The 14,860-nt window shown below is 47.8% G+C and carries 13 protein-coding genes; 4 read left to right on the top strand and 9 right to left on the bottom strand.

What is annotated here, in order from left to right:
* Positions 1-23: 23 nt before the first annotated feature.
* A complete protein-coding gene (locus ICN16_RS04790) occupies positions 24-638 on the bottom strand; it encodes a glutathione S-transferase C-terminal domain-containing protein (protein ID WP_216134905.1) in 615 nt (204 codons plus the stop codon).
* Positions 639-732: 94 nt separating this feature from the next.
* Here ICN16_RS04790 and purB point away from each other — a divergent pair, with 94 nt between their 5' ends.
* Positions 733-2,112, top strand: coding sequence for an adenylosuccinate lyase (gene purB, locus ICN16_RS04785; RefSeq protein WP_216134900.1), 1,380 nt, complete (start codon positions 733-735; stop codon positions 2,110-2,112).
* Complete coding sequence (locus ICN16_RS04780; protein WP_216134898.1) at positions 2,109-3,470, top strand: 3-deoxy-D-manno-octulosonic acid transferase; 1,362 nt, start codon at positions 2,109-2,111, stop codon at positions 3,468-3,470. The genes purB and ICN16_RS04780 overlap by 4 nt, the downstream gene beginning before the upstream one ends.
* A 15-nt stretch (positions 3,471-3,485) precedes the next feature.
* Here the strand turns inward: ICN16_RS04780 and secF are convergent, their stop codons facing one another.
* The 5 genes from secF to queA all read right to left on the bottom strand — a co-directional run bounded on the left by secF (position 3,486) and on the right by queA (position 8,988).
* On the bottom strand, positions 3,486-4,460 hold the full coding sequence (secF, locus tag ICN16_RS04775) for a protein translocase subunit SecF (RefSeq protein WP_216134896.1): 975 nt from the start codon (positions 4,458-4,460) through the stop codon (positions 3,486-3,488).
* Between the two features lie 3 nt (positions 4,461-4,463).
* Positions 4,464-6,323, bottom strand: a complete 1,860-nt coding sequence (secD, locus tag ICN16_RS04770) for a protein translocase subunit SecD (RefSeq protein ID WP_216134894.1) — start codon at positions 6,321-6,323, stop codon at positions 4,464-4,466.
* Positions 6,324-6,348: 25 nt separating this feature from the next.
* Positions 6,349-6,675 carry a preprotein translocase subunit YajC gene (gene yajC / locus ICN16_RS04765; RefSeq protein WP_215375725.1) on the bottom strand — a complete coding sequence of 109 codons (327 nt, stop codon included), beginning with the start codon at positions 6,673-6,675 and terminating at the stop codon, positions 6,349-6,351.
* A gap of 122 nt (positions 6,676-6,797) precedes the next feature.
* Positions 6,798-7,955: a tRNA guanosine(34) transglycosylase Tgt gene (tgt, locus tag ICN16_RS04760; RefSeq protein WP_216134874.1), complete on the bottom strand. Its 1,158-nt coding sequence runs from the start codon at positions 7,953-7,955 to the stop codon at positions 6,798-6,800.
* Positions 7,948-8,988, bottom strand: a complete 1,041-nt coding sequence (gene queA, locus ICN16_RS04755; protein WP_216134871.1) for a tRNA preQ1(34) S-adenosylmethionine ribosyltransferase-isomerase QueA — start codon at positions 8,986-8,988, stop codon at positions 7,948-7,950. Before queA ends, tgt begins: the two co-directional genes overlap by 8 nt.
* Positions 8,989-9,018: 30 nt before the next feature.
* Between queA and recG the strand changes: the two genes are divergently transcribed.
* Positions 9,019-11,088: an ATP-dependent DNA helicase RecG gene (gene recG / locus ICN16_RS04750; protein WP_216134868.1), complete on the top strand. Its 2,070-nt coding sequence runs from the start codon at positions 9,019-9,021 to the stop codon at positions 11,086-11,088.
* A gap of 48 nt (positions 11,089-11,136) precedes the next feature.
* Complete coding sequence (gene ubiA, locus ICN16_RS04745; protein ID WP_216134865.1) at positions 11,137-11,994, top strand: 4-hydroxybenzoate octaprenyltransferase; 858 nt, start codon at positions 11,137-11,139, stop codon at positions 11,992-11,994.
* Here the strand turns inward: ubiA and proC are convergent.
* From proC to glcF, 3 genes are read right to left on the bottom strand one after another with little or no spacing between them, the layout of a single operon-like run.
* Positions 11,991-12,851, bottom strand: a complete 861-nt coding sequence (gene proC / locus ICN16_RS04740; RefSeq protein WP_216134862.1) for a pyrroline-5-carboxylate reductase — start codon at positions 12,849-12,851, stop codon at positions 11,991-11,993. The genes ubiA and proC overlap by 4 nt on opposite strands.
* Positions 12,848-13,573 carry a YggS family pyridoxal phosphate-dependent enzyme gene (locus ICN16_RS04735; protein ID WP_216134859.1) on the bottom strand — a complete coding sequence of 242 codons (726 nt, stop codon included), beginning with the start codon at positions 13,571-13,573 and terminating at the stop codon, positions 12,848-12,850. The genes proC and ICN16_RS04735 overlap by 4 nt, the downstream gene beginning before the upstream one ends.
* Entirely contained in the window at positions 13,570-14,850 is a 1,281-nt protein-coding gene (glcF, locus tag ICN16_RS04730; protein ID WP_216134856.1) for a glycolate oxidase subunit GlcF, read from the bottom strand. The genes ICN16_RS04735 and glcF overlap by 4 nt, the downstream gene beginning before the upstream one ends.
* Between the last annotated feature and the right edge of the window lie 10 nt (positions 14,851-14,860).

Genomic DNA, 14,860 nt, shown 5'->3' with positions numbered 1-14,860 from the left:
ATATTTCACGAGCAACTCACGATTTAGGCGGCTGGAGGCGTTGTTTCTGCAAAGGAAGGTCTTTGCATCAACCTTTGATATAGAGCGTCTAGATTCGGATATTGGGCTTGCCAAGCGATATTTGGGAAGCGGAACAGCATGTAACCCAAGGCACACCCTACCGCAATGTCAGCCAAAGTCATCTGATTGCCATGACACCAGGCGTTTTCGCCTAATTCACGGGACATTTGAGCTAAAGCGGCATCTATTTTGCCCATTTGGCGCTCTAGCCAGACTGAACTCTGTTGCTCAGGCGTATGAAATGTATGTTCTAAACGAGCCAAAATGCCAGCATCCTTAATGCCATCAGCCAAAGCCTCCCAGGTCTTGACGGCGGCACGTTCGCGGCTGCCTGCTGGAATAAGCTTGCCTACTGGGCTGAGGGTATCGGCATATTCCGCAATCACGCGGGAGTCATAGATAGCGTCGCCATCATCCAGAAGCAAGCAGGGAATCTTGCCCAAAGGATTGTTATGGGCAATTTTGGTATCTGCAGCCCAGACATTCTCAAGTTCAAGGTCGACATCAACCTTTTTTTCCAAGAAAACGATGCGTACCTTGCGTACGTAGGGGCTAGTGAGGGATCCGATAAGTTTCATACGGCTCAGTATAGCGATCCCAGTCAAATTGGGTTGCACCCAAGAACGATTAAAATCAGGGTTTATTGACATATTCAATGTAAAGGCAATATTCGTGAGTCAGCCGATTTCTACTCTTAATGCACTTTCCCCTCTAGATGGCCGTTATGCTGGAAAGCTAGATGCCTTACGCCCTTGGTTATCCGAAGCTGCATTTATGCGCCAGCGGGTGTTTGTGGAGATTCACTGGCTTTTGGCTTTGGCTTCTGCAGGCCTGCCAGATGTACCTAAAATCAGTGCAGCCGATGAGGCCTTTTTATTGTCTTTGCCAGAAAACTTTTCTGATGCTGATGCGCAACGCATTAAGGATATCGAGGCAGTTACTAATCATGATGTGAAAGCGGTTGAGTATTTCTTAAAAGAAAAAGTAGCTGGTCGCCCAGATCTATTGAAAGCCAGTGAATTTATTCACTTCGCTTGCACCTCTGAAGACATTAACAATACTTCGCATGGTTTGATGTTGCGTGGTGCTCGTGATGAAGTGCTATTGCCGCAACTCAGAAAAGTACTTTCTGTATTAACGGATTTAGCGATTGAGAATGCCAAAGTGCCTTTGTTGTCACGCACGCATGGTCAGCCCGCCTCCCCAAGTACGTTGGGTAAAGAGTTGGCCAATATTGCTAAACGTTTAGAGCGTGCGATTGCTACGATTGCCGCAGTTCCGCTCCTGGGGAAAATGAACGGTGCAGTGGGTAACTACAATGCGCATTTATCCGCTTACCCGAATTTTGATTGGGAAAATTTTTCCAAGAACGTGGTTGAAAAGCGTTTGGGTCTCACATTTAATCCGTATACGATTCAGATTGAGCCACACGATGGTATGGCTGAGTTGTTTGATGCAATTGCTCGCGCCAACACAATTTTGCTCGATATGGACCGTGACTTCTGGGCCTATATTTCTATTGGTTACTTTAAGCAACGTACTAAAGCGGGTGAGATTGGTTCTTCAACCATGCCGCATAAAGTAAACCCAATCGACTTTGAAAATTCTGAGGGTAACTTGGGCGTAGCAAATGCCTTGTTACGTCATCTAGCTGAGAAGTTGCCGATTTCTCGTTGGCAGCGTGATCTGACTGATTCAACAGTATTGCGTAACCTAGGCCCAGCTTTTGGTCACAGCGTTTTAGCTTATGACAGCGCCTTGCGTGGTTTAGGTAAGTTAGAGGTGAACCATGCAGCGATTGCAGCAGACTTAGACGAGTGCTGGGAAGTATTGGCTGAGCCAGTGCAAACCGTAATGCGTCGCTATGGTATTGAGAATCCGTATGAGCAACTCAAAGAGCTTACGCGTGGCAAAGGTATCAACCAGGCTGATTTACAAGCCTTTATCCGTGGTTTGAAGATCCCAGATGATGCAAAAGCTTTATTGCTCGAGATGACCCCATCTTCTTATTTAGGTAAGGCAGTCGAATTGACTGAACGTCTGAAAAAGTGAGTTTGACTCCTGCTTCAGAATACGGGGCGCGTCCTCGGGTTTGGTTTGCTGCGTATCAATTGCTTTGGCATCTCTTATTGCCATTAGCTTTCATCCGTCTTGCATGGCGATCACGCCATGCCTTTTCTTACTTGCATCACATCCCCGAGCGTCTTGGCTTTGGCTATAGCAAGCCTGTCGCTAAGGGTGGGGTATGGATTCATGCGGTATCCGTAGGTGAAACCCGAGCAGCGCAACCCCTGATTGAGGCTTATCTTGCCAAAGGCGAACCTATTTTGCTTACGCACATGACGCTTAACGGTCGTCGCACTGGTAAGCAGTTATTCGGCAAGGAGATTGCAGTAGGACGTATTCGTCAGGTGTATTTGCCTTATGACTTATGCTGGTCGGTTGAGCACTTCTTGAATACCTTTGCACCCAAGCTTGGCCTTTTCATGGAGACTGAAGCTTGGCCAACTGTAGTGTTCCGATGTGCCGATAAAGGTTTGCCACTGTTCTTGGTCAATGCGCGTCTTTCCGAAAGAAGTGCGCGTCGCGTAAATCAATTTGGTAAAGCAGGAAGATCTTTGTTTCAAGCATTCAAAGGCATCTTGGCTCAAACAGAATTTGATGCCGCACGCTATCGCAGCCTTGGCGTTAAGAATGTGGAGATTGTTGGTAACCTGAAGTTTGATGTACCGCTTGATCCAAATCTAGTTCAACAAGGCCAATCTTGGAAGCAGGAGCTGCATTCAGATCAGCGTCTGATGGTCTGTGCTGCCAGTACTCGTGATGGTGAGGAGGCAATCATTCTGCAGGCATGGAAGGATTTGCTCCTCAGCAATGCCTTTGATGTTGCTCCATTACTTTGCTTGGTCCCCCGTCACCCTGAGCGTTTTTTGGAAGTGGCAAATTACATTCAGGACGCTGGGTTGAAATTTCGCCGCCGTACAGAATGGATTGAAACGCCGAAGGGCGATGTAAATGTAGAGGTGATTCTTGGTGATTCCATGGGCGAGATGCCAATGTATTACAGCGCCTCTGATTTGGTAGTGATGGGTGGTAGTCTCTTGCCGTTTGGCGGTCAGAATTTAATTGAAGCTTGTGCTGCTGGATGTCCGGTATTGCTGGGTGAGCATACTTATAACTTTCAGCAAGCTGCATTAGATGCTATTGAGATAGGCGCAGCAAAGCGGATTAAGGGTGAGCTCATCTTGAGTGAGCCGATTGCCTTGATGGAAGCTTTAAAAGCATTGCTATTAAATACTGCTGAGTTGGCAAAGATGTCGAGTGCTGCAAAGGCCTACTCGATTGAGCATCAAGGCGCGACTAAGAAAATACTAGCCGCCCTTGAGCATCAGAATTTCACGCTAAGTTAACGACTCAGGTAAAACTTAGACCTGCGCCCCAAAGTTCGGATCATCATTACGGGCAGCATCGTCAGGCTTACGTTCACCCTTTACCAAATCTTCACGAGTTACGCCAAGCCACATGGCCAATGCTGCTGCCACGAATACTGAAGAGTAGATGCCGAACAAGATACCAATGGTGAGCGCCAGGGCAAAGTAGAAGAGGGTAGGGCCACCAAAAATCAACATTGCCAAGACCATCATTTCTGTACTACCGTGAGTAATCACAGTACGGCTGATCGTGCTGGTAATGGCGTTATCAATAATCTCGCGAGTATTCATCTTGCGGTATTTGCGGAAGTTTTCGCGAATACGGTCAAAGATCACCACAGACTCGTTTACCGAGTAACCCAATACAGCCAATACGGCAGCCAAGACGGAGAGCGAGAATTCCCATTGGAAGAACGCGAAGAAGCCAAGAATAATGACGATGTCATGCAAGTTCGCGATGATGCCGGCGACGGCAAATTTCCACTCAAAACGGAAAGAGAGGTAAATCACAATGCCGATGATCACAAATAAGAGCGCCATCAATCCATCGATTGCCAGCTCACGCCCAACCTGTGGACCGACGAACTCGACTCGTTGTAATTTCACTCCAGAAGTTGCTGGTTCAAGCGCCTTCATCACTGCTGCACTTTGATCTGCGGAGGAAATCATTTTTCCTTCAGCATCTTTTTGTAGTGGCAGGCGAATCATCACATCACGTGAGCTACCAAAGTTCTGAATCTGGGTATCAGAGTAACCTAACTTTTCTACATTCGTTCTAATGGAGTCCAAGGGGGCGGTCTGAGGATAAGTCACCTCCATCACCGTACCGCCAGTGAACTCAATCGACAGATGAAGGCCGTTATGCCAAAGGAAGAAAACAGCAGCTAAGAAGGTAATGAGAGAAACCGCATTGAGCGCCAATGCATGGCGCATAAAGGGAATATCTTTTTTAATCCGGAAAAATTCCATGGCTTATTTCTCCTGTGGACGCCAAACTTGGCCGATAGCGAGTTTCTGAACTTTTTTACCTCTGCCGTACCAGAGATTAACCAGGCCACGTGAGAAAAATACTGCTGAAAACATAGAAGTCAAAATACCAAGGCAATGCACTACCGCGAAGCCTTTGATTGGGCCAGAGCCAAATGCGAGTAATGCAAGACCAGCAATTAAGGTAGTGACGTTTGAATCCAGGATGGTTGCCCAAGCTTTATCAAAGCCCACAGCAATGGCTGTTTGCGGGGCAGCGCCATTGCGCAACTCTTCACGAATACGTTCGTTAATCAAGACGTTGGAGTCAATCGCCATACCGAGTGCCAAGGCCATCGCAGCGATACCTGGCAAGGTCAGGGTAGCCTGCAACATCGACAATACAGAAATCAAGAGCAGTAAGTTCACTGCCAGAGCTACTACTGAGAAGGTGCCAAACAGCAAGTAGTAAGCAATCATGAAGATGGAAATAGCACCAAAGCCAATGATGAGGGATTTGAAGCCTTTCTCAATATTTTCTGCGCCTAGGCTTGGCCCAATCGTACGCTCTTCAATGATTTCCATTGGTGCTGCTAGTGAACCTGCACGCAACAAGAGGGCTAAGTCATTTGCGCTCTCGGTAGTTGGTTGGCCAGTAATTTGAAACTTAGAGCCAAACTCACCTTGAATTGTGGCGATGGTGAGAACCTCGCCCTTACCTTTTTCAAACAAGATCATGCCCATCGGTTTGCCGATGTTTTCACGGGTTACTTCTTGCATCACGCGACCACCGGCAGCATCCAGGGAGATGTTGACAGCAGGACGTTGGTTCTGATCGAAGCCGGCGCTTGCATCGGTAATGCGATCGCCACTGAAGATGACGGATTTTTTAAATACACCTTGACGGTTTTCGCCAAAGCGGAAAACATCCATGCCTGGGGGAGGGGTCTCACCAATGGCGATGGTAGAAACAATGGGGTCTGCCAATCTCGATTCGAGTGTTGCGGTACGCCCGATAATGTCCTTAGCGCGCGCAGTGTCTTGAACGCCCGGTAATTGCACCACGATACGCTCAGCGCCTTGTTGCTGGATTACTGGCTCTTTAACAGCCAATTCATTCACGCGCTTATTGAGTGTGACGATATTTTGTTTTACGGCGTTATCTTGAATTTCTTTTAAGGCGGTAGGTTTAAATTCGCCAACGAGTTTTGGAGATAAGCCAGTAGGCTTGATTTGCCAGGTGAGATCAGGCTGGCTAGTCATCAAGACAGAGCGCGCCTTTTCAGCATCTTCAGTGCTGCCGAAAGTCAAAGTGATGGAGTCTTGGCCGCGCTCGATACCTTGCTGACGAATTGATTTGTCACGTAACTGGCTGCGAATATCAGTTGCTAAAGAAGTCACCTTCTTTTGAACTGCGCCCTTCATATCCACTTGCAGCAGAAAGTAAACGCCGCCACGCAAGTCAAGACCAAGCGGCATTGGTAAAGCATTCAGTGCATTCAACCAGCTCGGAGTATTAGAGAGCAGATTTAACGCAACCGTGAAATTGGGTTCGTTCTGATCGATGTTCAATTTTTGTTGCAGCAAATCGCGGGCACGCAATTGAATGTCGGTATTGTTAAAACGAATTTTGATTGAACCTACGTTGCCTGCGGATTCAAAGAAGATGCCGGTATTGCTAATGTTGTCATCAGTCAGAATCTTTTCAACTCGAGACTGTGTCGCCAAATCAACCTTGATGGTTGGCTTGGCGGACGAGACTTGAACCGCTGGAGCCTCTCCGTAGAAATTGGGTAATGAATATAGTCCCCCAATTAATAAAGCAAATAGGATGACTATGTATTTCCAGAGAGGGTAGCGATTCATATTGAGGTACTTTTAAACAAACGTATTAAGCAGACTTCAGTGAGCCTTTTGGCAATACTGTTGTGATTGCACCTTTTTGCATTTGCACTTCAGTGCCAGCAGAAATTTCAACAGTCACTACTTGATCTTTCAATGCAGTCACTTTGCCGATGATGCCGCCAACTGTCACTACTTCATCGCCGACGGAGAGAGACTCAAGCATTGCTTTAGTTTCTTTTTGACGCTTCATTTGTGGGCGAATCATGATGAAGTACAGCACTGCAAACATCAAAATCAAAGGAAGGAAGCTCATCAAGCCACCAGAATCTGCGCCCGCAGCTGGAGCCTGGGCAAAAGCGTTACTAATCCACATACAAAACCTCCATTAATTACCAATTGGAAACTGCTTCAGTTTTAGGCTGTTAAAGCGAAGCCGTAAACCCGCAATTCTAAACTGTATGGGGCTTTGAGGGCTGATTTACTGCCCTAGGGGTATTAATCCTGCCCAGGCTCTACGCCCCGTTGGCGATTCCGATGAAATTCCTCTCGATAGGCGCTAAAACGGTCTTTAGCCAGGGATTCTCTGACCTCTTCCATGAGTTGAAGGTAATAGGAGAGATTGTGGATGGTATTGAGCTGTGATCCGAGGATCTCATTCGCCTTTTGGAGGTGGTTTAAGTAAGATCTGGTGAAGTTTTTGCAGGTATAGCAGGCGCAAGTAGGGTCGACGGGGCGATCATCGTCCTTGTATCCTGAATTACGGAGCTTAAGGTCGCCAAAACGGGTGAATAACCAGCCATTCCGGGCATTGCGGGTAGGCATGACACAGTCAAACATATCAATGCCCAGGCTGATACCAAGCATGAGGTCTTCGGGTGTCCCAACTCCCATCAGGTAATGGGGCATATGCTCTGGCAGCTTGGGTGCTGTGAAATTGAGAATGCGCTCAAACTCAGGCTTTGGCTCGCCCACAGAAAGGCCGCCAATGGCAATGCCATCAAAACCCTGTTGACTGACAGCATCCAAAGAGAATTCACGTAGGTTTTCAAACATCCCGCCTTGAACAATGCCAAAGAGGCCATTACCAGTTTCGAGCTCGCGAAAGCGTTTTAATGAACGGTCTCCCCAGCGCAGTGACATTTCGAGTGAAGCGCGTGCAGTTTTTTCTGAAGTTGCCTGACCCTTAACTTCATAAGGGGTACATTCATCAAACTGCATGGCGATATCACTATTGAGAACTGCCTGAATTTCCATCGAAACTTCTGGAGACATAAATAATTTATCGCCATTAATTGGAGATGCAAAGGTCACACCCTCTTCGGAGATTTTTCGCAGAGCCCCCAAGCTAAAGACTTGAAAGCCGCCTGAGTCGGTCAGGATCGGCTTATCCCAACCCATAAAGCGATGCAAGCCACCATGTTTTTTAATGACATCTAAACCTGGTCGCAACCAAAGATGAAAGGTGTTGCCCAAAATAATTTGTGCTTTGGCCTCATTTAAATCCCGTGGAGTCATTGCTTTCACGGTGCCATAAGTTCCTACTGGCATAAAGATTGGTGTCTGTACGCTACCGTGAGGAAGGTCAAGCTGGCCAAGGCGTGCAGGGCTCGCTGAGTCACGCGCGAGGATATTGAAGTGAACGGGTTTAGTCATGAGCTTGTCTAGTTAAGAACATCGCATCGCCGTAGCTAAAAAAGCGATATTCATTTTGAATGGCATGTTGATAGGCGTTGCGAATATTGTCTACGCCGGCAAAGGCGCTCACCAACATTAATAAGGTTGATTTTGGCAGATGAAAGTTTGTGAGCAAGCAATCGACAGTTTTGAATGTGTAGCCAGGTGTAATAAATAAATTGGTTTCGCCGCTGGCTTGTTGGCTTTGAGCTTGACTCTCTAGGGCACGCAGACTGGTTGTCCCGACAGCAATGACTCTGCCGCCTGCTTTGTGAGTAGCCTCTATTGCCTCAATAGTTTCTACTGGAACAGAAAACCACTCGTAATGCATTTTATGTTTGGTGAGATCCTCTTCGCGAACCGGCGTAAAGGTACCTGCGCCTACGTGAAGGGTGACACTAGCTTGTTTGGCGCCGAGTTCGTTAAGTCGTTTGAGAATCGCTTCATCAAAGTGCAAGCCTGCAGTAGGGGCTGCAACAGCGCCGGGGTTCTTGGCAACGACCGTTTGATAGCGATTGGCATCCTCCTGATCTGGCTGATGTTCAATGTACGGTGGTAGCGGTAGTTCACCGAAGCGCTCAAGCAAATCAAACACATTTTCTGGAAAGCGCACTTCATAGAATCGGCCGTCATAGCCAATCATTTCCACGGGAAAGGTTTCGCCTGCTTTGTTATGCACATGAATAATGCTGCCAGTCTTGGGAACCTTGGAGGCTCTAATTTGTACCCAGGCTTGCTTATCCCCACTGATACGTTCAATGAGGAGCTCTACATTGCCACCCGTCTCTTTTTTGCCGTGGAGGCGGGCAGGGATGACTTTGGTGTCGTTAAAGACGAGTAAATCCCCAGGCTTAATAAGGTTAAGGATGTCAGGAAACTGCCGATCGATCAATTGGGCGGCATCATCCCCATTCGCCCTCAGCTCTAGGAGGCGACTATCCGTTCTATTGGCCAGGGGATGCTGGGCAATTAGTTCGGGTGGGAGGTCGTAATTAAAGTCGGAAAGTTGCATAGCATTACCATCAGGTATTGGATTTTAACGATGACGACTAAGCGACCGCCAACTGCACTCGAAAAAATGGGTTTAAACAGCCCTATGGCACTTGCTTTGCACTTGCCATCCCGTTACGAGGATGAGACTGAACTCTTCACCATCGAGGAAGCCCTAGGCTTGGGAAGGTTTCACTCTATTCAAACTCAAGGCATCGTCATACGCAATCAAGTCATGTTTCGCCCCAGAAGGCAGCTCTTGGTCACGATTGAGGATGACACCGCTTCATTGCAACTCCGTTTCCTGAATTTCTACCCCAGCCAGCAAAAGCAAATGGCAGTGGGTGCTCATGTGCGGGTGCGGGGGGAGGTTCGAGAGGGTTATCAAGGGGCTGAGATGGTTCATCCCACTGTTCGCGCTGTCCCACCTGACTCCCCATTGCCAGCGAGCTTAACGCCGGTGTATCCGGCCAGCGCTGGTGTCTCACAAGCAATTATTCGCAAGGCAGTTTTACAAGCTTTACGTGATGCAAGTCTGAAAGAAAGTTTGGCAGAGTTTCTGCCGCCCAAATTGATGGCAGCAATATTGCCAACCAATGATTGGCCGCCGCTGCAAGATGCGATTGCCTATTTGCACCAGCCGCCGGCTGACGCCAACACTCAATCACTACTAGAGCGCACTCATCCAGCGTGGCGTCGTGTGCAGTTCGAAGAATTGCTTGCGCAGCAGATTTCTCTCAAGCGGGCTCATGCCATTCGGAGGGAAAGACGTGCCCCTAGTTTTGCGAAGACAGCGCAAAAAACCACCAGTATTGAAGACGGTTTACTGAAAGTCCTGCCGTTCGAGCTAACTGGTGCTCAAGCCCGCGTTTGGTCTGAGATTGGATTTGATTTATCCAACACCTTTCCAATGAATCGTTTACTACAAGGTGATGTAGGTAGTGGAAAAACGGTGATTGCCGCATTAGCTGCTGCGCGTGCGATGGATCACGGCTATCAGGCCGCCATCATGGCGCCTACAGAAATCTTGGCGGAGCAGCACTATCTCAAAATGCAGGAGTGGTTTGGGCCTTTAGGAGTCAAGATTGCATGGCTCTCGGGTAGCTTGAAGGCTAAGGAAAAAAGACTTGCCCAGGAAATGATTGAGAGCGGTGATGCACAGCTCATCATAGGTACGCATGCGCTGATTCAGGATAAGGTAAGTTTTGCCAAGCTAGGTTTAGCGGTAATCGACGAACAACATCGATTTGGTGTGAGACAGCGTTTAGAGATTCAGCAACGCGTTGGTTCTGAATTATTTTATTGCCACCAATTGATGATGTCAGCCACTCCAATTCCACGTACCTTGGCGATGACCTATTACGCCGATTTAGATGTATCTGTTATTGATGAATTGCCTCCGGGAAGAAAGCCCATCACTACCAAGGTAGTCAAAGCTTCGCGTAGGGACGAGGTGATAAGCGGCCTACATGATTGGTTAGCAAAAGGACTGCAAGCTTATTGGGTCTGTCCTTTAATTGAAGAGTCAGAAGTATTGCAATTACAAACGGCCGTTGAGAGTTTTGAACAACTCACTCAAGCATTGCCAACTTTCAAAGTGGGATTAGTGCATGGCCGCTTAAAGAGTGAAGAGAAGGCTGCAGTGATGGCTGCATTCAAGGCCAATGAGATTCAGCTGTTGGTAGCAACTACGGTGATTGAAGTTGGTGTGGATGTGCCTAATGCGGCGCTGATGGTGATCGAGCATGCCGAACGTTTCGGTTATGCGCAAATTCATCAGTTGCGTGGACGCGTTGGACGTGGCTCAGCAGATTCAGTTTGTATCTTGATGTATGCCGAGCCCTTGTCTATGGCCGCCAAGGAGCGACTGCAAACTTTACGAGAAACTTCAGATGGCTTTGTAATTGCTGAGAGAGACCTGTCATTGCGCGGTCCTGGAGAGTTATTGGGAGCTAAACAATCTGGCGATGCCATGTTGCGATTTGTGGATCTACAGCGAGATGCCTGGTTGATTGAGCTAGCGCAGACCGCAGCAGGGCGCTTGCTAGCTGAGCATGGCGACCTAGTGGAAAGACATCTTGAGCGCTGGCTGGGATCTCGTACAGAATTTCTAAAAGCTTGATAATTACCTCATGCTCATGATTGCCAATAAAGAAAGACCATTTATCTGATGCGTGATCGTATTGTTGCTTACAGCTATCTGATCCGTCTGGATAAGCCTATTGGAACGCTGCTGCTATTGTGGCCAACTTTGTGGGCACTTTGGCTGGCGAGTGGCGGCCTTCCTGAGTGGCATCTGTTTGTTATTTTTACTCTGGGTACATTTTTGATGCGTAGTGCAGGGTGCGCTATCAATGACTATGCAGATCAAGATTTTGATCGCTATGTCTTAAGGACCAAAGATCGTCCCATTACCAGCGGCAAGATTTCTGGCAAAGAGGCGTTGATGGTGGCTGGAACTCTTGCTCTATTAGCTTTCCTGTTGATACAGCCTTTAAATGCACTCACTAAAGAGCTTTCTTTTTTTGCGCTGGCGGTTGCGATTGTTTATCCATTTACCAAGCGTTTCTTTGCAATTCCACAAGCGGTTCTTGGTATTGCGTTTGGCTTTGGGATTCCGATGTCCTATGCAGCAGTATTGGACTTTATTCCGCTGGAGGCATGGGTTTTATTTGTCGGCAATATCTTCTGGGCTATTGCGTATGACACGGCTTATGCCATGGTTGACCGTGATGATGATTTACGCTTAGGTTTACGTACCTCCGCGATTACCTTTGGTCGCTTTGATGTGCTCGCAATTGCGCTGAGTTATGGTGTGCTATTCCTGAGTCAAGTTTGGGTTGCTCAGCTAGCAAATCTTAATAATTACTTTTGGGCGGGCTGGTGCCTGGCTTTAGCTTGCGCTGTATATCATCTGAAATTAGTATCTACTCGCAAGCGCGATGACTGCTTCAGGGCATTTCGTCATAACAACTGGCTGGGCGGATTCCTATTCTTGGGAATCCTATTGGGACTGGCTCGCTTTTAGCTCTTGCCTAGTTCATCACCCATGGCTTTGCCACGTTGACTTGCAGCATCAATCGCTTTTTCTAGCGCGCCATGCCAATCGAGTTGCTTAAGCATATCGAGAGCAGCAGCGGTTGTGCCGCCCTTTGAGGTAACTCGCTCGCGCAACACGCCTGCATGCTCATCGGAGTTATGGGCCAGTTGTGTGGCGCCTTCTAAAGTCGCATAAGCTAATTTACGAGCGGTAGCCGCATCAAGCCCAAGTTTCTCGCCGCTCGATTGCATGGCTTCTAAGAAAGCAAAAACATAGGCGGGGCCACTTCCAGATACAGCGGTAACAGCATCCATCAGTTTTTCTTCATTAACCCATACTGCTTGTCCAACTGCATTGCAAATGGTTTCCGCTAGAGTGCGGTCGGAAGCGTTGATAGCAGCATCTGCAAATAAACCAGTAATGCCTTTGCCGATCAGGGCGGGGGTATTGGGCATCGCACGTACGCAGCGCTCGTGGTCAAGCCAACGACTCATGTCTTTGAGGCGGATACCTGCAGCAATGCTCAGAATCAGGGGGCCTGGAGCCGTTGCATGTTTAAGTTTGGCATTAAGGGATTTGGCAACTACATTGAAGTCCTGGGGCTTGATAGCCATAACTACAACATTGTTCTTGGAAAAATCAAAAGCAATTTGATCTAAAGCGCTGATGATCTGTACGCCAAAATCTTGATGTAATTGCAGGCCGGTACTGGCGTTAGCTTCGACTACAGAAAGTTGATTAGCTTCAAAACCATTGGCTAGCAATCCACTAATTAATGCGCGACCCATGTTGCCACCACCAATAAAGGTGATGTGGGCATTTTTGTTTGTTTGTTGTGTGCTCATGCTTTTATCTTATCGCGCTTCCCAAAAATAGCACTTCCAATACGTACTATGGTACTGCCCTCAGCTATAGCTGCCTCCATATCATCTGACATTCCCATGGAGAGGGTATCAAAGAAATCATAGCCAATATCATTGCTGTGCTTTGCTTTAATCCCGATAAAACACTCCCGAACAGCCGCAAAGGCTTGGCGCTGTTGAATTGCATCATCGCTAGGTGCGGGAATAGCCATGAGTCCACGAAGTACAAGCTTTGGAAGCTTGGCAACAGCATCGCAAAGGGCTTCCACTTCCTGAAGTGCTATACCGCTTTTGGACTCTTCTTCACTCACATTGATTTGAACGCATATCTGCAAGTCGCCCAAGTCTGGAAACTCTCCGCGCTGACTAGATAGACGTTCAGCAATTTTGAGTCTATCGATACTATGAACCCAATCAAAGTGTTCTGCGACATCGCGTGTCTTATTGCTTTGAAGAGGGCCAATGAAATGCCACTCTAACCATGGACGCAATTTAGCTAGTTGTTGAATTTTCTCAACACCCTCTTGGACGTAATTCTCGCCAAAAGCAGTTTGCCCCGCGTGCATGGCTTCCTCAACAGCGATTGCCGGAAAAGTTTTGCTAACGGCAAGCAGTTGAATATCTTCAGGCTCACGTTTTGCTGCTAGCGCAGCTAACTCCAGTCTTTGCTTTACCAACATTAAGTTGGCGGTAACTTGGCTCATTGTTTTATGAGACTCTTCTGGGCAATCAGTTGATCCACGATCTCAATCCAATGCACAACTGGATTTTCTTCTTGCTGAAGATGGGTGATGCAACCAATGTTTCCAGAAACAATCACTTCAGCGCCGGACTCTTCACATGCAGCATTGAGATGGGTGAGTTTATTGTGGCGCAACTGCTCTGATAGCTCTGGCTGAGTAACGGAGTAAGTTCCTGCTGAGCCACAGCAAAGATGGCTATCAGCACAAAGGCGTACACCAATGCCAATACTAGACAAAAGACTTTCAACCTTACCCCGAATTTGCTGGCCATGTTGCAGGGTGCATGGCGGGTGATACACCACGCCAGGCTTAGGATCTGCTCCTACAAGAGAAACAAGCTCACCCTCAAGTGCTGGCAAGATTTCTGAAATATCTTTAGTGAGATCGGAGATCTTTTTTGCTTTACTTGCATATTGAGGGTCATTTGCAAATAGATGTCCATAGTCTTTGACCATCACGCCGCAACCAGAGGCTGTCATCACAATGGCTTCTACACCTTGCTCGACTTGTGGCCACCAAGCGTCGATATTCTGTTTGGCGTTATCTAAGCCCCCAGCTTGATCGTTTAGGTGATAACGCAATGCGCCACAGCAAGTGGCATTAGGCGCGCTAATCAATTCAATCTTGAGTGCATCTAAAACGCGTGCGGTTGCTGAGTTGATGTTTGGCAACATGCCTGGCTGTACGCAACCCTCGAGCAAGAGCATCTTACGAGAGTGACTTACTTGTGGCCTGGCATAGGGGTCAGTGTTACTTGATAGTGCTTTATTTTTTGCTTCTGGAATTTTTCGCTGGATACCAGCTGGCATGAGTGGGCGAACTAAGCGACCAATTGCCATTGCAGAGTTAAATAACTTGGGACTGGTTAAGCCCTCTTTCAGGGCCCAGCGAGTGAGTCGCTGACCAATAGGGCGTTCAGGCGTATTTTCTTCTGCCCACTTTCGACCAATATCTACTAAGTTGCCATATTGCACGCCGCTTGGGCAAGTGCTTTCGCAATTGCGGCAAGTTAGGCAGCGATCTAAATGCATGCGCGTTTTTTCAGTCGGGACTTGGCCTTCTGCAATCTGCTTAATTAGGTAGATGCGACCACGCGGACCATCGAGTTCATCACCTAGAATTTGATAGGTGGGGCAAGTAGCAGTGCAGAAGCCACAGTGCACGCACTTTCCAAGAATTCTGGCGGCCTCTATACCTTCAGGAGTATTGGCGAATTGGGGGGCGAGTTGAGTTTGCATAGGAAGACTA

This window comes from Polynucleobacter sp. es-MAR-4 (assembly GCF_018882055.1).
In the GTDB taxonomy this organism is placed as follows: Bacteria; Pseudomonadota; Gammaproteobacteria; order Burkholderiales; family Burkholderiaceae; genus Polynucleobacter.
Note: the sequence above shows the minus strand (reverse complement) of the source record. Positions and strands in the feature narration are given on the sequence as shown.